Consider the following 20,436-nt stretch of genomic DNA (forward strand, 5'->3'; position numbering starts at 1 on the left):
TGGACGCGGGCGAAGGGATCGACGCCGTCCCGCCGTCCCGGTCCACCGTCACCGAGTGGTGGCGGCCCGGCTGCGGGACCGGTAACCGGCGATCTTCGCGAGGTTGCCGCAGCGGTCCATCGAGCACCAACGGCGGCGGCGGGCCTGTGAGTCGTCGAGGAACAGCAGGGAACAGCCCGGGTTCTCGCACTCCTTGACCCGTGCCAGGAGCGGCCCTCGCACCAGGAGTACGGCGTCCCGCGCGACCGTCGCCAGGGCCGCGCGGGCCGGACTGCGCGCCGTCCAGCGGTCCGGGCCGAGCTGGGGGGCGAGGTCCGGCTGGGCGGCGGCCGCGTTGACCCGCTCCACGTCGGACGGGTCCGGTTCCCGTCCGGCCATCGTGGCGCGGACCAGGGAGTACACGGCCTCGCGCAGGAGGCGGGCCTGCGTCAGATCCCGCGCGGTGACCCGCACCGGGCCCTCGCCGGTGTCCAGCTCGGCCTCCGTGAACCAGCGCGCGAGCGCGGCGGTGTCGGGGAGCCGCTCCAGCGGGGTGGCGTGCCGTTTGCCGAGGGTGGCGGCGAAGTCCAGACAGGGGCGGCCGCCGACGAACGGGAACGCGAGGGCCGGGTCGGCGGGGGCGGGGCTGCCGGTCATGGCCTCGAGAGTACACCGGTTCATACGGTGTCGCTCAAGTCGGTCGATCACTTGACACCGGTTGAGGCGGTGTCGGAAGGTGACACCACTTCAACCGGTGTCAGTGGCTCGGGTGACCGGGCAGGGAGCAGGTGCGGTATGCGTGCGGTGCGGATCGACAGCTTCGGCGGACCGGAGGTCCTGGTGCCCCTCGACGTCCCCGACCCGGTGCCGGGGCCCGGGGAGGTGCTCGTGCGGATCGGCGCGGCCGGGGTGAACCGGGCGGACGCCCTGCTCCGCGCGGGCCTCTACCACCGGGCCGGACGGCCGCCGCTGATCCCGGGCGTGGAGGCGGCGGGTGTCGTCGTCGAGGTGGGGGAGGGGGTGACCGGTGTCGCGCCGGGACAGCGGGTCATGGCCCTGGACGGCGGCAAGTCCTCCGGTTTCTACGCGGAGTTGGCCACGGTGCCCGCCACCCATGTGGTCGTGCTCCCCGACGGGGTGGACCTCGCCCGGGCCGCCACGCTGCCGGTCGCCTGGCTCAGCGCCTGGTACTGCCTGCGCCACCTCGCCCGTGTCACCAAGGACGACACCGTGGTGGTGAAGGCCGCGGCGAGCGGGGTGGGCACGGCGGCCGTGCAGATCGCCGCCGAGGCGGGGGCGCGGGTCCTCGCCCTGGCCGGTTCGGCCGAGAAGGCCGCCTGGGCGGGGGAGTTCGGCGCCGACGTGACCCTCGACACCTCCGCCCACCCCGACGACGCCGAGGTCGAGGAGGTGCTGCGGCTGACCGACGGACGCGGTGCTGACGTCGTCCTGGACACCGTCGGAGGGCCCGCCTTCGGGCGCAGCCTGCGCGAGGTGGGGCACGGCGGCCGGGTCGTCGCCCTGGCCAACGTGGCCTTGGCGCCCAGCACCGTCGACACCCGCGACTTCTATCCCAAGAACGCCTCGATCCTCGGCTTCCAGCTCACCAACCTCCACCTGAACGGCTGGGACCCGCGCCCCGACCTGCGAGAACTCTCCGAACGGGTCGCCGCCGGCGCCTACCGCGTACCGATCGAGACGGTCGTACCCCTGGAGGAGGCCCGCGCCGCGCACGAGCGGCTGGAACGACGCGACAACCGGGGCAAGATCGTGCTGTCGGTGGGGGACGGGTCCGACGTATGAGTCGTCCGCTCCGGGCGCGAGCTGCCGGGGCACTCCGGTCTCCTGCACGGGCGGGACCGCCGGTGGCCAGACGCCCGTCGCCTGTACCCCGAGCGCATGGGCCCGTGCCACCAGTTCCGTTCGGTTGCTCGCGTTCCATCGGGTCGACGGGCGGCGCAGGTGGTAGGTGACGCCGTCTGTCGTGAGGCCTGTCTCCTGGGCGGTCCGGGACGTGGTCGAGCCGCCGGCGAGCAGGGCCAGGATGCGGGCCTCGACGGGCGTGGCCGGGGCGGGAGCGGTGGGGGAGTGCTGCCGTTCGCCCTCCACGCGGAGCATCACCAGCAGCGAGGGCGTCTCGTCGACCGTGTCGCTCACCGGGTCCGCCGTCAGCTCCGGGACCGGCTGGCCGGACTGACCGACGACCCGCGCACCCTCGTCGAGCTCTTCGAGACGCACCCCGCGCTGCGCGGCGCACTCGACTGGCCCGCCCTGCTCGACCTGCTGCCCCCGCGCCCCTACTCGGTGTCCTCGTCGCCGCGGACGGACCCCGGGCACATCGATCTCATGGTCTCCTTGGTGGGGACCCCGCCCGTACGGGCCTCGGCACCTGCCGCGGGACCGGCTCCGGACACCTCGCCGGCGTGCAGCCCGGCGACACGGTCCTCGCCCGGATCCGGCCCTGCCGGGACGCGTTCCGCGTCGACCACACCCGCCCGGCCGTGCTGATCTCGGCGGCGTTCCGCGGGGCCGCCGCCGACCGCGTGGCCGCCCTGGGCCGGGGTGAGGAACTCCCGGCCGCCCTCTGCCACTTCGGCTGCCGCGCCCCGGACGCCGACTTCCTGCACGCCGCCGACGCCGTAAGGGCCGTATGGCTGCGCCCGGCCTTCAGCACCGTCACCGCCAGCGGCTACGTGCAGCACCTTCTCGCCGCCGACGGCGCGGAGATCTGGGAACTTCTGCGGGCCGGTGGCCGTGTCTACGTGTGCGGGGACGGATCACGGATGGCTCCCGGCGTGCGGGACGCGTTCCGTACCCTGTTCCGGGAACACACGCCCGACGCCGACGAGTCGGCCGCCGAGCGGTGGCTCGACGGGCTGGTGCGGGACGGGCGTTACATCGAGGACGTGTACGCCACGGGGTGAGAGAAGGGGCGGGACCTTGGTGGACTCCTGGGAGTGGGCGCGGCAGGTGCTGGAGCACGCGGGCCTCGACCCCGGCCGGCTCGCCCGTGTCCGGCCCCTGACCGGCGGCACGTACAACACCGTCGAGGAGCTCCTGCTCACCGACGGCACCCGGTACGTCCTCAAGGTCCCGCCCGCGTCCACCGTCCCCGGCCTGCGCCACGAACGCGAACTCCTCGTCTCCGAGGCGGAGTTCTACCGCGCGGCCGCCACGGTCGAGGTGGCCGCACCGCACGTGGTGACCGTCGGCGGCCGCGCCGGCGTACCGCACCTGCTGATGACCGCCTGTCCCGGAGAACCCTGGGACGGCTCGCTCACCGAGGCCGAACGCGCCCCGCTGCGCAGGGAACTGGGCCGGCAGGTGGCCCGGCTGCACACGGTGACCGGGCCGGGCTTCGGTTACCCCTCCCACGCACTCGGCCCGCTCGCCGCCGACTGGCGGACCGCGTTCACCACCATGACCGAGGCCGTCCTGGCCGACGCCCGGGACTACGGGGCGCGGCTGCCCCGCTCCGTCGAACAGGTGGACAGCACCCTGCGGGCCGGCTGCCCCGCACTCGACGAGGTCACGGTCCCCGCCCTGGTCCACTTCGACCTGTGGGACGGGAACATCCTGGTGCACCGACCCGCCGACGGGGAGCCGCGCATCGGCGGGCTCGTCGACGGGGAGCGGATGTTCTGGGGCGACCCCCTCGCCGACTTCGTCTCCCTGGCACTGCTCGGGGACATCAAGAAGGACGAGGCGTTCCTCACGGGCTACCGGGAGGCGGGCGGCCGGGCCGAGTTCGACGTCCCGGCCCGGGTCCGCCTGGCCCTCTACCGCGCCTACCTCTACCTGATCATGCTGACGGAGACCGTCCCCCGGGCGGTCGACGACGAGAAGGAACGCTGGGTCCAGTCGGCGGTGGCACCCGAACTCGTCGCCGCCCTCGACGAGATCGAGGCCCTCGCCAGGGTCACGGGAGCCTGAACACCCTTGAACAAGCGCACCGTACGCGACCTCAGACGCGCCAACCGCACGGCCGTACTGCAGCGCCTCTACTTCGACGGACCCCTCAGCCGCTTCGAGCTCGGCCCCGTCACCGGGCTCAGCTCCGGCTCGGTCAGCAACGTCGTCGCCGACCTCGTGGCCGACGGCCTGCTGGAGGAGGCCGGCAGCGTCGACTCCGACGGCGGACGCCCCCGCACCCTGCTGAGGGTCGCCCCGGACAGCGGCCACATGATCGGCGTCGACGTCGGCGAGACCCGGGTCCGCGTCGAGCTGTTCGACCTCACCCTCACCGAACTCGTCCGCGCCGAAAGGCCGTTGACCCAGCCGGGCTACGACGTCGAGGCCATCGTCGGGCACATCCGCGACGGCATCGCCGAAGTGCTCTCCGCCGCCGCGATCGAGCCCGAGGCGCTGCTCGGCGTGGGCATCGGCGTGCCCGGCATCGTCGCGCACACCCCCGAGAGGGGGGCCGTCGTGCACGGACAGACCATCGGCTGGGACGCCGTCCCGCTGGAGGCCCTGCTGCGCACCGGCTCCCCGCTGCCCGGCAGCGTCCGGTACTTCATCGACAACGGCGCCAAGACCCTCGGCCAGGCCGAGATGTGGTTCGGCGGCGGACGCGGAGCCCGCAGCGCCGTCGTCGTGCTCTTCGGCTCCGGCGTCGGAGCCTGCCTGGTGACCCCCGAGGTGGAGCACGGCCGGGCGGTCGAATGGGGGCATCTGACCGTACGGGTCAGGGGGCGCCGCTGCCGCTGCGGTGCCCTGGGCTGCCTGGAGGCCTACGCGGGCGCCGAGTCGCTGCTGGAGCGCTGGCGGGAGGCGGGCGGCCGGCCGTCCGAGGGCGCCGACGAGGAGAGCGCGCTGGCCGAGATGCTCGGCGCCGCCCACCCGGCCGACGGCACCCCGGGCGACCCCGTGGCGCTCGCCGTCCTGGAGGAGACCGCCGAGTACCTGGGCGCCGGCCTGTCCGACCTGATCAACCTGTTCCAGCCCGAGCGGATCGTCGTGGGCGGCTGGGCCGGGCTCCAGCTCGGCGAGCGGTTCCTGCCCGCCGTACGGCGCCACGCGACGGCGTACGCGCTGCGGTACCCGGCCGAGAAGGTCACCGTCGACCTCGGGCGCCTCGGACCCGACGCGGTCACCGTCGGCGCGGCCATCCTCCCGCTCGCCGACTTCTTCGCCCGCGGCGGCCGGCGCCCCGAGCCCGCACCCGAGGGACCGGCACCGGCGTGGCGGACCGCCCTGGAGGAGCGCGCCCCGCACTGACGTTTCGCCGACCTGCGCGGAGGTACTCGCGCTCCCGCCGTGCACCGAAGAAGGGAGAACACCGTGGACCACCGCAACGAAGGCCCGGGCGAGAACGGTGACCCCGTCCCGCGGGACCTGCCGGACCAGCAGGCGGGCGAGGGCGAGGACCCCTGGGAGGTCGCCACCGTCCCGGACGGGGAGACCGGCACCGACGAGCCGGAGGACGTCCCCGACACCGACGAGGCGGGGACCGGCCGGCAGGGGGCGCCGCGCTCGGACACCGTGCACCCCGAGCACCCGGAAGCCGAGGAGTCCTCCGGCTGATCCGCGCGGGGCGCCGGGTCAGCCCACCTTGCGGCCCTTCATCGGCTCCGTGCGCGCCCCCGCGCCCTGCTGCATCCCGCGCAGGAACTCCTCCAGGACCTCGGTCGCGGTGTGTTCCGGGTACCAGCCCAGCTCCGTACGCGCACGCGTGCAGTCCATCAGGGGCAGCCGCAGCACCGCGTCGAACAGATGCGGGGACGCGGGCAGCAGATGCAGGCCCCACGCGGCCGCGATCGCCGAGCGGGCCGCGGTGCGCGGCAGCCGCACCGGGCGGGCGCCGAGCATCTCGCCCAGCAGTTCCGCGTCGACCGGCGGTTCGCCCGCCAGGTTGAAGGCGCCCCGCACGTCCGAGCGCACCGCCAGGGCGTAGGCCTTGGCGGCGTCGTCGGTGTGCAGCGCCTGCACCCGCAGGCCGGGGATGTCGGGCAGGAAGGGCAGCAGGTCGGGCCGGGCGAGCTGGCCGGGCAGGAACCGGCCGCCGAAGATGCGGCGCTGCTCGCTGGCCGACTCCCGCTTGAACAGGAACGCAGGGCGCATCCGGACGACCCGGACGGCGGGGTGGTCGCGTTCGAACGTGTCCAGGGTCCGCTCCAGGTAAGCCTTCTCCCGGCAGTACGCGGCGTCCGGCCAGCCGTGCGTCGGCCACGACTCGTCCACCGCGTGCTCCTTGGGGCCGGGGGAGTAGGCGCCCACGGACGAGGCGTGGACCAGCGTCGGCACCTTCGCCGCCGCCACCGCCTCGAACACCCGGATCGAGCCGAGTACGTTGGTGCGCCAGGTCACCGCCGGGTCGTGCGTCGGCTGGAACGCCCAGGCGAGGTGGATCACGGCGTCGGCGCCCGCGAACTCCTCCGCCAGATCCGTCCGTTGCGAGGACAGGTCGACCGCGGACCACTCCGTCCGCGCGGGCGACCAGTCCGGGATCCGCCGGGCCAGGCCCCGTACGGAGCCGACCTCCGGATCCTCCGAGAGAAGGCGCACCACGCTGGTTCCCACGTTGCCGGTGGCGCCCGTGACCACGATCCTGCTGCCGGTTGAAGTGCTCACCTTCGGCTCCTTCGGGCCGCTGGGGCGGGGAACCGCCCGAGTACCCGGCCTCCGGCGATGCACGCGACGCCCGGCACGCTCCGCGACCGCGAGATGATCACCCCATGAGCGAGATCATCCTGATGTCCGACGCCCGAGTCGCCGCCGTCCCCGTCGAGGAGAACGGCGAGCCCCTCGTGGACGTCCGCGACCACCTTCTCGTCGACGACCGCAAGGAGGAGGACTCCCTGGGCGCCGAGATCTTCCTGCGCCGGGGTGTCCTCGACCGGCTGCTGCGGGCACAGGCCCTGCTGCCCGACGGACTGCTCCTGCTGTTCGTGGAGGGATACCGGCCGCCCGCCCTCCAGCGGCACTACTTCGAGGAGTACGCGGAAGAACTCCGCGCCGCCCACCCCGACTGGGCCGCCGACCGGATCCGGACCGCGGCCAGCCGCTATGTCTCCCCGCCCGAGATAGCCCCGCACAGCGCCGGCGCGGCCGTCGACCTCACCCTCGCCGACACCGACGGCCGCGAACTCGATCTGGGCACCGCGATGAACGCCAACCCCGAGGAGAGCTACGGCGCCTGCTACACGGGCGCCGCCAACATCACCGAGGAGGCGAAGGCCAACCGGGCCGTGCTGGGCGCGGCGCTGACCGCGGCCGGCCTGGTCAACTACCCGACCGAGTGGTGGCACTGGTCCTACGGCGACCGCTACTGGGCGCTGGAAACCGGGGCGCCCGCCGCGCTGTACGGGCCGAAGCAGGCGGCCGGTCTCTGAGGAGCCCGCGCTGTACGGGCCGAAGGAGGCTGCCGGTCTCTGAGGAACCCGCGCTGTACGGGCCTAAGCACGCGGCCGGTCTCTGAGGAATCCGCCGGCTGCCGGACCCCGGCTCAGGCGAACGCGTTCACGCCCGTGAGCTCCGCCGACAGGGTCCACAGCCGGGCCGCCTGCTCCGGGTCGGTGGCCCAGGCCCGGACGCCGCCGCTCTGGTCGCCGTCGACGGCGGGCTCGGCGATGTCGCAGTCCTCCAGGTAGACGCCGCCCATCCCCGCGAGCTGGGGCGAGGTCGCCGCCCACACCTGCGTGGCCGCGCCCTGCTCGGGGCTCTTGAAACCCGAGGGGTTCAGGGCGTTGCCCTGCTCGTCGATCCAGCCGCGCTCCACCATCTCCGCCTTGGGGAGGTGGCGCTGCAACGGGGTGAGGATGCCGCCCGGGTGGAGCGCGAAGGCCCGCACCCCGCGGTCGGCGCCCAGCTTGTCGAGGTGCACGGCGAACAGGACGTTCGCCGTCTTGGCCTGGCCGTACGCCTGCCACTTGTCGTAGCCCGTCCGCCAGTGGACGTCGTCCCAGCGCATGCCGGAGAAGTGGTGGGCGCGCGAGGACACCGAGACCACCCGGGCGCCGCCCGGCTCGATGGCCGGCCACAGCCGGTTGACCAGGGCGAAGTGCCCGAGGTGGTTGGTGGCGAACTGCGCCTCCCAGCCCGGTCCGACCCGGGTCTCCGGGCATGCCATGATCCCGGCGCTGTCGATGACGAAGTCGACCGTGCGGCCCGAGTCGAGGAACCGCTCGGCGAAGGCGCGGACGCTGTCCAGGTCGCCGAGGTCGAGCTCGTCCAGTTCGACATCGCCGAGGCCGGCGAGCGCCTTCCAGGCGGTGTCGGGACGCCGGGCCGGGACGACGACCCGGGCGCCGGCCTTGGCGAGCGCCCGGGTGGTCTCCAGACCGAGCCCCGAGTAGCCGCCCGTGACGATCGCGAGCTTGCCGGACAGGTCGACGCCGGCGAGGACATCGTCGGCGGTGCTCTGGGCGCCGAACCCCGAACCGATCTTGTGCTGTGCAGTGCTCATGACCGGAACGCTACGAATTGGAGTGCTCTCGAAGTCAAACGCGGCCCGTCCGGCGCGCCGGGCCCGGACATCGCGCCGGGCCCGGACATGAGGAAGCCCCGACCGGACGGGGGAATCACGGTCGGGGCGGTCAGGTGGTGGGCACGGATGGCGGTCGCCTCTCGGCGAAAGGCTCCACAGGGCTTCAGCCGAACGATCGTCCCTGTGGGCAAAAGGTGAGGCCCGGGGACACTGTCCCATCCGTACCCACGGTCTGTTCAACGGGCAACGACCCTTCGGTGTTCCTCCGTACGGGATGATCCCGGGTGAGCTCCGTCACCCGTGCCGACCGGTCGGAACGGTCTCGCTCCACAGGTTCTCGGCCTGCAGCAGCAGGGTCCCCAGCACCGTCGTGCCCTCGGCCCCCTGCCCGGCGTGCTCCCGCAGCCCCTCCTGGAGCTGACCTCGCAGTTCCCGCATGGCCGCCTCGGCGTGCTCGTCCGGCCGTGCCTCCCCGTCGGTTTCGAGCAGCCGGTCGCCCTCCGCGCGGCAGGCGTCGCCGATGAGCTGCAGCAGGTCGGCGTACGCGCCCAGGGCCGGACCGGCGGGCGGGGCGGGGGCCCGGTCCTCGTCCGCGGCCACGGCCAGCGTCCGGGTGAGCGCGCGGATGTGCCCGGTGACCCGGCTCCAGCGCTCGTCCTCCCACTCCGGCGGCAGCGCCGCGGGAGGCCGCCGTACGGCCCGCAGGGGGGTGGCGGTCAGCCGCAGGCTCTCCCGGCTCCAGGCGCGGGCGGACCGCAGCGCCTCCAGCCGGCGCTCCAGGCGGGACGAGGCGTGCGACCAGCCCTGGGCGTCCCACGTACCGTCCCGCAGGTCACCGGCGACGGTGTGCAGGGTGTCGCCCGCCTCCCGGGCCAGCGCCGCGAGGTTCTCCCGAACGTCCCGCAGATGGATCGGCGGGAACACGAAGGCGTTCACGGCGAGACCGATGACCGCGCCGAGCGCGGCCTGTCCCACCCGGTGGCCCACGGCGGACACCCCGGCGGCGCTGGTGGAGAGGGTGAACAGCGCGGTGGTGGCGCCGTAGATCCCCTGGTCGCCGAAGCGCGGCCAGTTCGCGAGGAGCACCAGCAGCGGCACGGACAGGGCCACCGCGCCCAGCGTGCTCCCGGTGACGGCCAGGGCCACCGACGCCAGCACGGTCCCGCAGCAGATCGCCGCGAGCTGCCGCACGGCCTGCATCAGCGAGCTGTACACCGTGGCCTGCATCAGCACCACCGCCACCCAGGGCGCCATCAGGGCCATCGGATCGCCCATCCACACGCCCGCCACCAGCCAGGCGAGGATCGCGGCGGCGGAGGCCTTGAGCGACTGCACAAGCAGGTCGCGCTCCCGCCCCGGCCCACGGCAGGCGGCACGGGCCGCCCGGCCCACGGCACCGGCCTCCTGCCGCAGGGCGTGCGTCGGGCGGGGCTGTCGGCGAAGGGCTTGTGTCACACCAGTCATGTGCTGTGGGTTCCGTGCCGTCGGGCACGTCATGCCAGGGGACTGTCCGCCAGGGACGCCAGGAGGTGGGCCGGATCGTCGTAGACGGCCTGCGCGCCCGCCTCCTCCAGGTCGGCGCGGGGGATGCCGCCGCACAGGACGCCGACGCAGCGCACCCCCGCCCGGGTGCCGGCCTGCATGTCCCAGACGGTGTCGCCGACGAGGACCGCGCGCTCGGCGGGCACCCCGGCCAGCTCCAGGGCGTGCTCGACGGGCTCGGGGGCGGGCTTGCCCTCCTCGACGTCGTCGGCGCTGGCGGTGGCCATGATCGCGTCGTCGGCGGAGATCGCCCGGCGCAGCGCGGACAGTTCCGCCCCGCCCGCCGAGGTGGCGAGCACCACCCGCCAGCCCTCGTGGTCCAGGTGCCGCAGCAGCCGGCCCGCGTCCCGCAGGGCGGGCAGCCGGTCGAAGTACTGCCCGTAGAGGGCCTTGTGGGCGGCGCTGAGCTCGGCGTCCTGGTCCTTGTCGCGGTCCTCGCCGAGGAGGTGTGCGACCAGGTCGTCGGAGCCGAGCCCGATGGCCCGGTGGACGGCGTGCATCGGCACCTGGTGGCCCGCCTGCCGCAGCGCTTCCCACCAGGTCGTCACATGCAGGTGGTTGGTGTCGACCAGGGTGCCGTCGACGTCGAACACTGCCGCCCGTTCCATGAATGCTCCTCTTCTGTCGGGGCGCTCGGGTACCACGTCAGGCGCCCGCCACTCGGGCCGGTACCCGGCCCTCCCGGGACCAGGCCAGCAGGTCGTCGAGGCTCCAGGTGGTCACGACCCGCTCCGCGGGCACCCCGCACGCCTCCGCCCGCTCGCAGCCGAGGATCTGCCAGTCGAGCTGGCCGGGGGCGTGCGCGTCGGTGTCGATCGAGAACAGCACGCCCGCCTCGACCGCCCGGCGCAGCAGCCGGCGCGGCGGGTCGAGGCGCTCCGGGCGGCTGTTGATCTCCACCGCCGTGCCCGACTCGGCGCACGCGGCGAACACCTCGTCCGCGTCGAACTCCGACTCGGGCCGCCCCCGCCCGGTCACCAGCCGTCCCGTGCAGTGCCCGAGGACGTTCGCGTGCGGGTTCCGCACGGCGGCCACCATGCGCCGGGTCATCGAGCGGGCGTCCATGCGCAGCTTGGAGTGCACGGACACGACCACGACGTCCAGGCGGTCCAGGAGTTCGGGTTCCTGGTCCAGCGAGCCGTCGTCGAGGATGTCGCACTCGATGCCGGTGAGCAGCCGGAAGGGCGCCCAGGTCGCGTTCAGGTCGGCCACCACGTCCAACTGCTCCCGCAGCCGCTCCGGGGACAGTCCGCGGGCGACGGTCAGCCGCGGCGAGTGGTCGGTCAGCACCGCCCACTCGTGGCCGAGCTCCGCCGCGGTGCGGCCCATCTCCTCGATCGGGCTGCCGCCGTCCGACCAGTCGGAGTGCAGATGGCAGTCACCGCGCAGCAGCGCCCGCAGCCTGTCGCCACCCCGCCCCCGGGGCGCGCCGGACTCCGCCTCCAGCTTCTCCAGGTAGCCGGGCACGCCTCCGGCCAGCGCCTCGCGCACCACTTGGGCCGTCTTCGGGCCGACGCCCTTGAGCGACTCCAGCGAACCGGCGTCCGCGCGCTCGCGCACCTCGTCCGCGGGCAGCCCGTTGAGCACCCGGGCCGCCGTGCGGAAGGCACGGACGCGGTACGTCGGCGCCAGGGACCGCTCCAGCAGGAAGGCGATCCGTTCCAGGGCCTCGACGGGATCCATGGCCACCTCCACCTCCAGAGTTCCCCACGCTCACAGGGGACGCACGACGGGCGAGCGGTTTGTCGGGTTCGCCGCCGGGTACTGCGATGCCTCGTCGGACGTCCCCCGGATCCGGCACCCGGAACGCCCGGCGGCTGCCTCGTCAGCCCTGACGACACCCCCGTCCCGAGGAGGCCGACATGTCCGCCCCGACCGCACCCCGCAGCAAGGTGGCCGTGATCACCGGCGCCGACTCCGGCATCGGCCGGGCCACCGCCGTCCGGCTGGCCCGGGCGGGGATGGACATCGGCATCACCTGGCACAGCGACCTCAAGGGCGCGGAGGAGACCGCCGAGGAGGTCCGCGCCCTCGGCCGGCGCGCGGCCGTGGCCCAGATGGACCTGACCCGGCTGCCCGTCGCCGCCGGCACCGTCGACGAACTGTGCGACCGGCTCGGGCGGTTGGACGTCCTGGTCAACAACGCGGGCACCGGCACCATGACGCCCTTCCTGGACCTGGAGCTCGAGACCGTCCGCGAGGTCCTGGAAGTCGATCTGGTCGGCCCCTTCCTGTGCGGGCAGCGGGCCGCCCGGCACATGGTCCGGCAGGGCGACGGCGGACGGATCGTCAACGTGACCTCCGTCCACGAGCACCAGCCCCGGGTCGGCGCGGCCCCCTACTGCGCGGCCAAGGGCGGTCTGGGACTGCTCACCCAGGTCATGGCTCTGGAGCTGGCCGAGCACGGCATCACCGTCAACGCGGTGGCGCCCGGCGAGATCGCCACCCCGATGACGGGCCAGGAGGACACCGACGTCCACACCGAGGAGCGCCCCGGTGTGCCGCTGGGCCGCCCGGGTGACGCCCGCGAGGTCGCCGCGGTGATCGCCTTCCTGGCCGGTCCCGAGGCCACGTACGTCACCGGCGCGTCCTGGAGCGTCGACGGCGGGATGCTGAGGATGGGGCCGCAGGCCGGCTCGCACCTGGAGGACGACGAGTGGCGGCGCCCTTGAGACTGCGGACCAGTTCCCGCGACCGCCCCGGCTTCACCCGCGTCCGCTGTGGCCGGGGCTTCCGCTACCTGGACGCCGAGGGCCGGCCGGTCACCGACCCGGACGCACTGGCCCGCGTCCGCGCCCTGACCGTCCCGCCCGCCTGGCGCGAGGTGTGGATCTGCCCCGGGGCCAACGGCCACCTCCAGGCCGTGGGCACCGACGACGCGGGACGGCGCCAGTACCTGTACCACGAGCGGTTCAGCGAGCGGCAGGACCAGGCCAAGCACACGCATGTGCGGGAGGTGGCCCGGGCGCTGCCGGCGCTGCGCGAGCGGGTCGCCGAGGACCTCGCGGGCCGGGGTCTGAGCCGCACCCGGGTCACGGCCTGCGCGGTGCGCCTGCTCGACCTCGGCTTCTTCCGGATCGGCAGCGACCGGCACACCGCCCGGATGGAGACCTACGGCCTGACGACCATGCTCCGCGAGCACGTCACCTGCGGTCGCGAGGAGCTCACCTTCGCCTACCCGGCCAAGGGCGGCATCGAGCTGGTCCGCGCTTTGGTGGACGAGGACGCCCTGACCGTCGTACGCGCGCTCAAGCGGCGCAGGCGGGGCGGGGACCGGCTGCTGGCGTTCTGGGAGGGGGGCGCCTGGCACGACCTGCACGGCGCCGACCTGAACGAGGCGCTGCGGAGGCTGTCCGGCACCGACGTGACGGCCAAGGACTTCCGCACCTGGCACGCCACGGTCCTGGCCGCCGTCGCCCTCGCGGTGACCGCCGAGGACGGCCGGGCCACCGAGACGGCCCGGCGCCGGCAGATCGCCCGGACGGTGCGGGAGGTCAGCCACTACCTGGGCAACACGCCCGCGGTGTGCCGGGCCTCGTACATCGACCCGCGGGTCTTCGAGCTGTTCGAGCAGGGCAGGACCGTCGCCCCGGCGCTCACCCGGCTGGGCGAGCACGGGGACTTCGGGCGGCCGGCCACCCAGGGGGCGGTGGAGGCCGCGGTCCTCGACCTGCTGGGCGGGTGACGCCCGCCTCTCCCCGAGGCGGGATGCGTTCTACGCTCGTTCCATGACCGAAATCGCGAGCCCGCACATCGGCAAGCCGCGGATCATCGTGCTCGGGGTCCAGCCGACCACGCCCCCGTTCCGCATCGTGGAGATCGACGGGGAGGTGGTCGGCGAGGCGAGAGCGGTGACCGACGTGCTGGAGGCGGCCGCCGCCTTCGGCATCATCGTCCACGACCTGGACGATCCCGACGTGGTGCGCTGGGTGGGTGGCGACAAGTTCACCTGGACCCGGCACTGACCGACCGGCTCAGCCGACCGTCCACTTCTGGTTGGCGGCGCCCGTGCAGGTCCACAACTGGAGCCGGGTGCCGTTGGCCGAGTTGTTGCCGGTCACGTCGAGGCACTTGTCGGCCTGCTGGTTGACGATGTCGCGGGCGCCCGTGACGGTCCATCGCTGGGCGCCGGAGCCGTTGCAGTCGTAGAGCTGTATCGGCGTGCCGTCCGCGGTGCCGCCGCCGGTGGCGTCCAGGCACTTGCCGAGCGCGCGGACGGTGCCGTCGGAGCCGACGGTCCACTGCTGGGCAGCGGTGCCGTTGCAGTCGTAGAGCTGTACGGCGGTCCCGTTCGCGGAATTCGCCCCGGCCACGTCCGCGCACTTGCCCGCCAGGCCCCGGATCGCCGCCCCGGTGGCCGTGTCACCCGTGGTGACCGAGACGTGGTCCACGACGAGCTGCTGCGGGAAGGCCGTGGAGCCGTCCGGGTCGCCGGGCCAGTAGCCGCCGACCGCGAGGTTGAGGATCAGGAAGAACGGCTTGTTGAAGACCCAGGTGCGGCCGCCCAGGTCGGCGGGGGTGCGCCGCTGGTAGACGTTGCCGTCCACGGACCAGGTGATGGAGTCGGGCGCCCAGTCGACGGCGAAGGTGTGGAAGGCGTCCGCGAAGGCCTGGCCGTTCGGCAGGGAGTAGCCGGCGCCTATGCCGCCCGAGCCGGAGTAGCCGGGGCCGTGGATGGTGCCGTGCACGGTCGAGGGCTCGAAGCCGACGTTCTCCATGATGTCGATCTCACCCGAGTCGGGCCAGTTGACCGGGGTGCCGAGCATCCAGAACGCCGGCCACATGCCCTGTCCGCGCGGGATCTTCATACGGGCCTCGACGTGTCCGTACTGGGCGGTGAACCTGCCCGAGGTGTTGAGCCGCGCCGAGGTGTACTGGCAGGTGCCGTACCAGCACTGGTAGTTCGCCGGGTTCTCCTTGCGCGCGGTGATGACCAGGTGGCCCTGGCCGTCGAGCGCGGCGTTCTTGTTGCCCGACGTGTAGTACTGCCGCTCGTGGTTGTTGACGTTGTCGCCGGTCTCGATCTGCCACTTCGAGGAGTCGACCGCGGCTCCGGCGGGCCCGTCGAAGGTGTCGGAGAAGGTCACCGCCGCCGCGGCGGCGGCAGCGGTGGGTGCGGCGGGCGGGTCCGCCTGGGCGGTACCGGAGGCGATCAGTACGGCGGACAGCGCGGTGAGGAGACATCCGCGCAGCAGGCGTGAGGCGGCCACGGCTCATCCTTCGGGAGTGGGGGGTGAAGGTGTCGCCTCTTGATTTAAGAAGTGAGTTAAGTGGGCGTCAATACTTTGGTACAGACCAGAACTTGAGCGGGCGTCGGATCGCCTACGCCTTCTTCGCCGGCTTGTGCACCGCCCGGCTCAGCCGCCGCCCCAGCAGCAGATAGCCGATCAGGGCGCCGGAGGTGTTGAGGATGACGTCGTCGATGTCGAAGGCCCGGCCCTCCACCAGCGCGCCCTGCGCGAACTCCACCAGCAGCATCACGACGGCCGTCAGCAGCACGATCCGCAGCATCCCGCGCGTCTTCGGGGCAATGATCGGGACCAGGATGCCGAACGGCACGCCCAGCAGGATGTTCCCGCCGATCTGCTTGACCGCGTCCCGCATCTCCGGCTGGTCCAGATAGGCCTTCAGCGAGGCGCCGGGATGCAGGTTGGTGTGGGTCAGATCGACCGACGCGGGCGAGGGTTCGAGCGTCAGCCTGGCCAGCACGACGGCGAACGCCACCATGAACGCGAAGGCGAACACCATCGCCACGAAGCGGACGACCAGTGAGAGCGGATCCCGCCGGGGGCGGGCGGGTTTCGCCGCGCGCTCGGTCTTGGGGGTGCCGGTGTCCGACCCCGCTCGCGAACGTGAGGGCGCCCAGGCCATTACATTCCTCCGCTCTTCAACTTCCCTGTGTCGTAAGGCGATTACCCCTGATCGGTCCGAGGATGCCGCCGCACCCCGACCGGACTCCGGTTTCCCTTCGTACGCTCGGGGCACTGGGGGCTGGGTACCGCGCGCGTCGCCACCGCACGCCCCCGGGGCGGTGTTTGGATGGCGCGGGGCGGACGTCCCCCGGGGCGCGGCGACGAGGAGGTGGTGCATGCGAGGGCGTACGGCACTCCTCGCCACGGCCGAACTCCTCGGCTGGTGGGCCGCGCTCGCCGTGCTCTGGCTCGTCCTCATCAGCACCGTGGACACCCTGGAACTCGCCGTCGGCGCCGGCGTCGCCTGCCTCGGCGCGCTCGCCGCCCGGGCCGGCCGGCGGGCGGTGACCGGACGGTGAACGGCTGGATCCTCGCGGCGGCCCTCGTCCTCGGCGGGGGAGTGGGCGCCACCGTGTGGGGCGTCGCCACCGGGCCGCTCCGGCGCCGGGTCGTCGCGCAGAACCTGTGCACCGCCTTCGCCTGCCTCGCCCTCCTGCTGCTCTCCCAGGGCTACGACCGTCCCTCCTACGTCGACCTCGCCCTGGTCCTCGCCCTGCTGGGCCCGGTCGGCACCCTCGTCTTCGCCCGGCTGCTCGCCGACGAACTGGCCGACGACCCGCCGGGCGCCTGGGGACTGACGTACGCGGGAGCCGCCGTCGGCGCGGTCGTCGTGCCCGCGCTGTGCGTGGCCGCCGGACCGAGCCGGGCGACGGCCAAACTCCTGGTCGTCGGCGTCCTGCTGATCGGAGGGAACATCGTCGCCTCGCGCGCCCTGGCCGGCGGATTCCCGGAGGTCCGCGGTGGCTGACGCGGTGATCGTCGTCGCGCTGCTCCTGGTCGCCCTCTCCGCGACCGCGGCGGTGGCCGTCCGTGACCCCGTCCGCCAGGCCCTTGTCCTGTCCGTGCTCGGTGTGGTCCTCGCGGTCCTGTTCACCGTGCTCCAGGCCCCCGACGTCGCCCTCTCGCAACTGGCCGTGGGCTCCGCCCTCACCCCGCTGCTGCTCCTGCTCGCCGTCCACAAGGTCAGGCGGCGCGGAAAGAAGGAAGGGCACCGCCGGTGAGCCGGCGCGCCCGGCTGTGGCTCGTGGCGGTGGGCGGCGCGGGCCTGGCCGCGCTGTTCGTGGCCGCCGCCCTGGACCTGCCCGCCTTCGGCGGCGAATCCCATCCCTACGGCGACCGGGCCGTCCACGCCTCCCTGGCGCGGCGCACCGCCAACGTCATCGCCTCCGTCAACTTCGACCAGCGCGCCTTCGACACCCTCGGCGAGATGACCATCCTGTTCGCGGCGGTCATCGGCTGTGTGATCCTGCTGCGCCAGACCCACGACGAGCACCGCGACCGCCCCGGCCCCGGCAAGGTGGCCCGCCCGGTCCGCGGGTACGCCCTCCTGGTCCTCCCCGTCGCCCTGCTCACCGGCCTCTACGTCATCGCCCACGGACAGCTCAGCCCCGGCGGCGGCTTCCAGGGCGGAGTCGTCGCCGCCACCTCCCTGCACCTGCTCTACCTGGGCGCCGACTACCGCGCCCTGGAACGCGTCAGACCGGTCGGCCTGTACGAGACCGGCGACGCGATCGCGACCTCCGCCTACGTGATCACCGGCCTGGCCGGGCTGATCGGCGGCTCCGCCTTCCTCGCCAACACCGTGCTGCCGTACGGCACCTTCGACACGATGTCCTCCGGCGGCACCGTGCCCCTGCTGAACGCGGCCGTCGGCATGGAGGTGGCCTGCGCGGTCGTCGTCCTGCTCGCCCGCTTCCTGGACCAGACCGTCGAGATCGAGGAGGGGGACGGGAAGTGATGGAGGTCTTTCCCTATCTGATCGCCGGGTGGGTCTTCCTGGCCGGCTGCTACGGCCTCGCCACCAGCCGCAACCTGATCCACGCCGTGGGCTGCCTCTCCGTGTGCCAGGCCGGCACCTATGTGCTGCTGCTGGCCGTCGGCTACCGCGACGGCGGCACCGCCCCCGTCTTCTCCGACCTCAAGCCCGGCTCCCGCCCGGTCGTCGACCCGGTCGTGCAGGCCCTGACCCTGACCGACGTCGTCGTCGGAGCCACCGTCACCGCCCTGCTGCTCGCCCTCGTCGTGCAGATCTCCAAACGGCACGGCACCGTCGACCCCGACGAACTCTCCGAGCTGCGCGGCTGATGGACGCCTCGCTGCCCCTGCTGGTGGCCGTACCGCTGCTCGGAGCCGCCCTGCTCGTCGCCGGCGGCCGACTGGTTCCCCGGCCCGTCGCCGAGACCCTCGGCTGCGCGGTCTCCGCGGGCACCGCCGCCCTCGCCCTCGTCCTCCTGCTGCACTCCTCCCCGCCCTTCCTGGAGTGGTCCGGCGGCTGGACCCCCGTGGCGGGGCACAGCGTCGGCATCGTCCTGATCGGCGACGGCCCCGGACTCGGCATGGCCGCGCTCGCCTCGCTGCTCACCCTGGCGGCACTGGCGTACTCCTGGCACTACTTCGACGAACCACCCAGCGGTCACGCCGGGGTCCTTCCCCGCGCTCCTGCTGCTGTTCCAGGGCGGCATGTGCGGGTTCTCGATCGCCGGCGACCTGTTCAACGCGTTCGTGTGGTTCGAGCTGATGAGCGTCGTGGCCTACGCCCTCACCGGCCACCGGGTCGAGGAGGCCAGAGCCGTGCAGGGCGCGCTGACCTTCGCCGTCGTCACCTCGCTCGGCGCCTACGCCATGCTCATGGGCATCGGGCTGCTGTACGCGCGCACCGGTGAGCTGGGGATGCACGCGATCGGGCGGGGACTGGACGCGCACGGGCGGCCGGACGCCCTGGTCCTCGCCGCGTTCGTCCTGGTCATGACCGCGCTGCTGGTCAAGGGGGCCGCCGTCCCCTTCCACTTCTGGCTGCCCGACGCGCACGCCGTGGCCCCCACCCCCGTGTGCATGCTGCTGTCGGGCGTCATGGTCGAACTCGGCACCTTCGGCGTCTGGCGCGTCTACGGCACGGTCTTCTCCGGGCCCGGCGGCGTCCCCGCCCCGGAGTTCGAGCGGGCCCTCGTGGCGCTGGGCGCGCTGACGGCCGTGATCGGCGCGGTGATGTGCTGGTACCAGCGGCACATCAAACGGCTGCTGGCCTACTCCACGGTCGCCCACACCGGGCTCTTCCTCATCGGCATCGGCGTCCTGAAGCCCGAGGCCGACGACGGGATCGCCCTGTACGTCCTCGGCCACGCCGGGGTGAAGGCTGCCCTGTTCGCCTGCACCGGCATCCTCCTCGACCGCTACGGCAGCGTCGACGAGCACGCCCTGCACGGCAGGGCCCGCGAGCTCAACGGGGTGGCCGTGCTCTTCGTCCTCGGGGCGCTCGGTCTCGCCGGTCTGCCACCCTTCGGCACGGCCCTCGGCAAGTCCGTCACCGAGGAGGCCGTGGGCGGGCCGCTCACCGTGCTCTACGTGGCGGCGAGCGCCGTCACCGCGGCGGCCGTCCTGCGGGTCGCCGCCCGGGTGTTCTGGGGCCTGGGCCCCAGGCCGGAGGCGGGGTCCGGCTACGAGACGACCGGTTCCGGCGAGCGGCCCGAGACCCGGCACCGGCTCAGCCGGATCCCGGACACCATGACCGCGGTGCCCGCCGTGCTGCTCGCCGGGGCCGTCGCCGTGGGCGTGGCCCCCGGTTTCGCGAAGGTGGTCGCGCGCTCGGTGAACCAGACCGGGTCCGCCGGTGTGTTCACCTCCGTCCACTGGACCCCGGCCGGCGTCCTGCTGGGCCTGCTCTCGACCCTGCTGGCCGGGGTCCTCGCCCTCCTCGCCGTCACCCGTCCGACGGCGTTCGCGGCACCGGACGCGGCGCTGCCCCTGCGGCGCCTGCAGTCCGGGCACGTCGGCGACTACGTGGCGTGGGTGCTGGTCGGCACCACCGTGCTCGGCGCCCTCACCCTGCCGGGCATGCTCGGCGGCTGATCAGGTGCCGTAGGTGACCTCGACCTTCTTGAAGCCGAGGGAGTTCAGCAGGCCCTTGAGCATGTTGGTGGTGTTGGTCTCGGCCCGCTTGGTCAGCTCGCTCTCCTTGGCGGCCTCGGTGATGTGCCGCACCGCGAGCTTCTGCACCGCCTGCTCGCTGTTGGGGTTGTCGGAGAAGAAGTCGCCGAGCCGGTCGAGCAGACCGCGCTGCTTGGAGACCGCGTAGGAGCGGTCGGCGTCCAGCGTGGCCTTGCCGAGCTGGGCGTGCGGGAGGTGCAGGGTGGCGGCCGTGCGGTCCTCGTTGACCGTCACGTCGTTCTTGGCGACCTTGCCGAGGTCCACGTAGGCGTCGACGGCGCCCGCCCCGACGTACAGGGTGCGGGAGCCGCGGATCGCGTCGGGCAGGAACTTCGTGTCCTTCTCCAGGTCCACGACGACCTGGAAATTGCCGGAGGCCGCGTCGTAACGGCTGATGTCCTGGATGGACTCCAGGAGTGCGGGACCCGAGCGGTCGTGGGTCTCCGTGCCGAACAGGTCCTTGAGGCCGGGGATCACACTGAACCGGATACCGGCGAAGAACACCACGAGCACCACCACGACAGCGGTGAGTACCTTCGCCCAGCCCGGCATGCGCCTGGACACGCGCCTGATGGGAGTCGTCATGCGACG

The 20,436-nt window shown here is 73.4% G+C and carries 24 protein-coding genes and 2 pseudogenes; 16 read left to right on the forward strand and 10 right to left on the reverse strand.

Going from position 1 to position 20,436, the window contains the following annotated elements:
• Positions 1 to 48: 48 nt before the first annotated feature.
• Positions 49 to 636 carry a CGNR zinc finger domain-containing protein gene (locus ACZ66S_RS12625; RefSeq protein ID WP_469901488.1) on the reverse strand — a complete coding sequence of 196 codons (588 nt, stop codon included), beginning with the start codon at positions 634 to 636 and terminating at the stop codon, positions 49 to 51.
• Between the two features lie 138 nt (positions 637 to 774).
• On the opposite strand from ACZ66S_RS12625, the gene ACZ66S_RS12630 reads away from it, so the two are divergent.
• A complete protein-coding gene (locus tag ACZ66S_RS12630) occupies positions 775 to 1,782 on the forward strand; it encodes a quinone oxidoreductase family protein (RefSeq protein ID WP_469901489.1) in 1,008 nt (335 codons plus the stop codon).
• A 60-nt stretch (positions 1,783 to 1,842) separates the two neighbouring features.
• On the opposite strand, the pseudogene ACZ66S_RS12635 reads toward ACZ66S_RS12630, so the two are convergent.
• A pseudogene (locus ACZ66S_RS12635) lies at positions 1,843 to 2,154 on the reverse strand (helix-turn-helix transcriptional regulator); the annotation flags it as partial.
• Here ACZ66S_RS12635 and ACZ66S_RS12640 point away from each other — a divergent pair.
• From ACZ66S_RS12640 to ACZ66S_RS12660, 5 genes are all read left to right on the forward strand, one after another.
• Positions 2,068 to 2,487, forward strand: a complete 420-nt coding sequence (locus ACZ66S_RS12640; protein ID WP_469901490.1) for a hypothetical protein — start codon at positions 2,068 to 2,070, stop codon at positions 2,485 to 2,487. The pseudogene ACZ66S_RS12635 and the gene ACZ66S_RS12640 sit on opposite strands and share 87 nt — an antisense overlap.
• On the forward strand, positions 2,403 to 2,903 hold the full coding sequence (locus ACZ66S_RS12645; RefSeq protein WP_469901491.1) for a ferredoxin reductase domain-containing protein: 501 nt from the start codon (positions 2,403 to 2,405) through the stop codon (positions 2,901 to 2,903). Before ACZ66S_RS12640 ends, ACZ66S_RS12645 begins: the two co-directional genes overlap by 85 nt.
• A 16-nt stretch (positions 2,904 to 2,919) precedes the next feature.
• Entirely contained in the window at positions 2,920 to 3,912 is a 993-nt protein-coding gene (locus ACZ66S_RS12650; protein WP_469901492.1) for a phosphotransferase family protein, read from the forward strand.
• A gap of 6 nt (positions 3,913 to 3,918) precedes the next feature.
• Positions 3,919 to 5,199, forward strand: a complete 1,281-nt coding sequence (locus ACZ66S_RS12655) for an ROK family protein (RefSeq protein WP_469901493.1) — start codon at positions 3,919 to 3,921, stop codon at positions 5,197 to 5,199.
• A gap of 63 nt (positions 5,200 to 5,262) precedes the next feature.
• Positions 5,263 to 5,505 (forward strand): hypothetical protein, encoded by a 243-nt coding sequence (locus ACZ66S_RS12660; protein ID WP_469901494.1) that lies wholly within the window; start codon positions 5,263 to 5,265, stop codon positions 5,503 to 5,505.
• Positions 5,506 to 5,523: 18 nt separating this feature from the next.
• On the opposite strand, the gene ACZ66S_RS12665 is transcribed toward ACZ66S_RS12660, so the two are convergent.
• A complete protein-coding gene (locus tag ACZ66S_RS12665) occupies positions 5,524 to 6,552 on the reverse strand; it encodes an SDR family oxidoreductase (protein WP_469901495.1) in 1,029 nt (342 codons plus the stop codon).
• A 104-nt stretch (positions 6,553 to 6,656) separates the two neighbouring features.
• On the opposite strand from ACZ66S_RS12665, the gene ACZ66S_RS12670 reads away from it, so the two are divergent.
• Complete coding sequence (locus tag ACZ66S_RS12670) at positions 6,657 to 7,313, forward strand: M15 family metallopeptidase (protein WP_469901496.1); 657 nt, start codon at positions 6,657 to 6,659, stop codon at positions 7,311 to 7,313.
• 113 nt (positions 7,314 to 7,426) lie between these two features.
• On the opposite strand, the gene ACZ66S_RS12675 is transcribed toward ACZ66S_RS12670, so the two are convergent.
• The 4 genes from ACZ66S_RS12675 to ACZ66S_RS12690 all read right to left on the reverse strand — a co-directional run bounded on the left by ACZ66S_RS12675 (position 7,427) and on the right by ACZ66S_RS12690 (position 11,632).
• Complete coding sequence (locus ACZ66S_RS12675; protein ID WP_469901497.1) at positions 7,427 to 8,386, reverse strand: SDR family NAD(P)-dependent oxidoreductase; 960 nt, start codon at positions 8,384 to 8,386, stop codon at positions 7,427 to 7,429.
• Positions 8,387 to 8,701: 315 nt separating this feature from the next.
• Positions 8,702 to 9,871 carry an FUSC family protein gene (locus ACZ66S_RS12680; RefSeq protein WP_469901498.1) on the reverse strand — a complete coding sequence of 390 codons (1,170 nt, stop codon included), beginning with the start codon at positions 9,869 to 9,871 and terminating at the stop codon, positions 8,702 to 8,704.
• A 29-nt stretch (positions 9,872 to 9,900) separates the two neighbouring features.
• Positions 9,901 to 10,557, reverse strand: a complete 657-nt coding sequence (locus tag ACZ66S_RS12685) for an HAD family hydrolase (protein ID WP_469901499.1) — start codon at positions 10,555 to 10,557, stop codon at positions 9,901 to 9,903.
• A gap of 37 nt (positions 10,558 to 10,594) precedes the next feature.
• Positions 10,595 to 11,632, reverse strand: coding sequence for a PHP domain-containing protein (locus ACZ66S_RS12690; RefSeq protein WP_469901500.1), 1,038 nt, complete (start codon positions 11,630 to 11,632; stop codon positions 10,595 to 10,597).
• Positions 11,633 to 11,811: 179 nt separating this feature from the next.
• On the opposite strand from ACZ66S_RS12690, the gene ACZ66S_RS12695 reads away from it, so the two are divergent.
• The 3 genes from ACZ66S_RS12695 to ACZ66S_RS12705 are packed head-to-tail and all read left to right on the forward strand — an operon-like array spanning position 11,812 to position 13,914.
• On the forward strand, positions 11,812 to 12,621 hold the full coding sequence (locus ACZ66S_RS12695) for an SDR family oxidoreductase (RefSeq protein WP_469901501.1): 810 nt from the start codon (positions 11,812 to 11,814) through the stop codon (positions 12,619 to 12,621).
• A complete protein-coding gene (locus tag ACZ66S_RS12700; protein ID WP_469901736.1) occupies positions 12,618 to 13,634 on the forward strand; it encodes a DNA topoisomerase IB in 1,017 nt (338 codons plus the stop codon). Before ACZ66S_RS12695 ends, ACZ66S_RS12700 begins: the two co-directional genes overlap by 4 nt.
• A 43-nt stretch (positions 13,635 to 13,677) precedes the next feature.
• Positions 13,678 to 13,914 carry a hypothetical protein gene (locus tag ACZ66S_RS12705; protein ID WP_469901502.1) on the forward strand — a complete coding sequence of 79 codons (237 nt, stop codon included), beginning with the start codon at positions 13,678 to 13,680 and terminating at the stop codon, positions 13,912 to 13,914.
• 9 nt (positions 13,915 to 13,923) lie between these two features.
• Here the strand turns inward: ACZ66S_RS12705 and ACZ66S_RS12710 are convergent, their stop codons facing one another.
• Both ACZ66S_RS12710 and ACZ66S_RS12715 read right to left on the reverse strand, forming a co-directional pair.
• Positions 13,924 to 15,159 carry an RICIN domain-containing protein gene (locus ACZ66S_RS12710; RefSeq protein WP_469901503.1) on the reverse strand — a complete coding sequence of 412 codons (1,236 nt, stop codon included), beginning with the start codon at positions 15,157 to 15,159 and terminating at the stop codon, positions 13,924 to 13,926.
• A 112-nt stretch (positions 15,160 to 15,271) separates the two neighbouring features.
• Entirely contained in the window at positions 15,272 to 15,820 is a 549-nt protein-coding gene (locus ACZ66S_RS12715) for a VanZ family protein (RefSeq protein WP_469901504.1), read from the reverse strand.
• Between the two features lie 217 nt (positions 15,821 to 16,037).
• Between ACZ66S_RS12715 and ACZ66S_RS12720 the strand changes: the two genes are divergently transcribed.
• From ACZ66S_RS12720 to ACZ66S_RS12745, 6 genes and pseudogenes are all read left to right on the forward strand, one after another.
• Positions 16,038 to 16,220 carry a hypothetical protein gene (locus tag ACZ66S_RS12720; protein WP_469901505.1) on the forward strand — a complete coding sequence of 61 codons (183 nt, stop codon included), beginning with the start codon at positions 16,038 to 16,040 and terminating at the stop codon, positions 16,218 to 16,220.
• Positions 16,217 to 16,669 (forward strand): monovalent cation/H+ antiporter complex subunit F, encoded by a 453-nt coding sequence (locus ACZ66S_RS12725; RefSeq protein ID WP_469901506.1) that lies wholly within the window; start codon positions 16,217 to 16,219, stop codon positions 16,667 to 16,669. The genes ACZ66S_RS12720 and ACZ66S_RS12725 overlap by 4 nt, the downstream gene beginning before the upstream one ends.
• Complete coding sequence (locus tag ACZ66S_RS12730; RefSeq protein WP_037714269.1) at positions 16,662 to 16,922, forward strand: hydrogenase subunit MbhD domain-containing protein; 261 nt, start codon at positions 16,662 to 16,664, stop codon at positions 16,920 to 16,922. The genes ACZ66S_RS12725 and ACZ66S_RS12730 overlap by 8 nt, the downstream gene beginning before the upstream one ends.
• The gene (locus ACZ66S_RS12735) at positions 16,919 to 17,659 is read left to right on the forward strand and encodes an MnhB domain-containing protein (protein ID WP_469901507.1); all 741 of its coding nucleotides are present in this window, start codon (positions 16,919 to 16,921) and stop codon (positions 17,657 to 17,659) included. Before ACZ66S_RS12730 ends, ACZ66S_RS12735 begins: the two co-directional genes overlap by 4 nt.
• The gene (locus ACZ66S_RS12740; RefSeq protein ID WP_469901737.1) at positions 17,659 to 18,006 is read left to right on the forward strand and encodes a sodium:proton antiporter; all 348 of its coding nucleotides are present in this window, start codon (positions 17,659 to 17,661) and stop codon (positions 18,004 to 18,006) included. Before ACZ66S_RS12735 ends, ACZ66S_RS12740 begins: the two co-directional genes overlap by 1 nt.
• Positions 18,006 to 19,767, forward strand: a pseudogene (locus ACZ66S_RS12745) (complex I subunit 5 family protein). Before ACZ66S_RS12740 ends, ACZ66S_RS12745 begins: the two are co-directional and overlap by 1 nt.
• Here ACZ66S_RS12745 and ACZ66S_RS12750 read toward each other — a convergent pair.
• Complete coding sequence (locus tag ACZ66S_RS12750; protein WP_469901508.1) at positions 19,768 to 20,430, reverse strand: DUF4230 domain-containing protein; 663 nt, start codon at positions 20,428 to 20,430, stop codon at positions 19,768 to 19,770.
• Between the last annotated feature and the right edge of the window lie 6 nt (positions 20,431 to 20,436).

This window comes from Streptomyces sp. NPDC107471, from assembly GCF_055582845.1.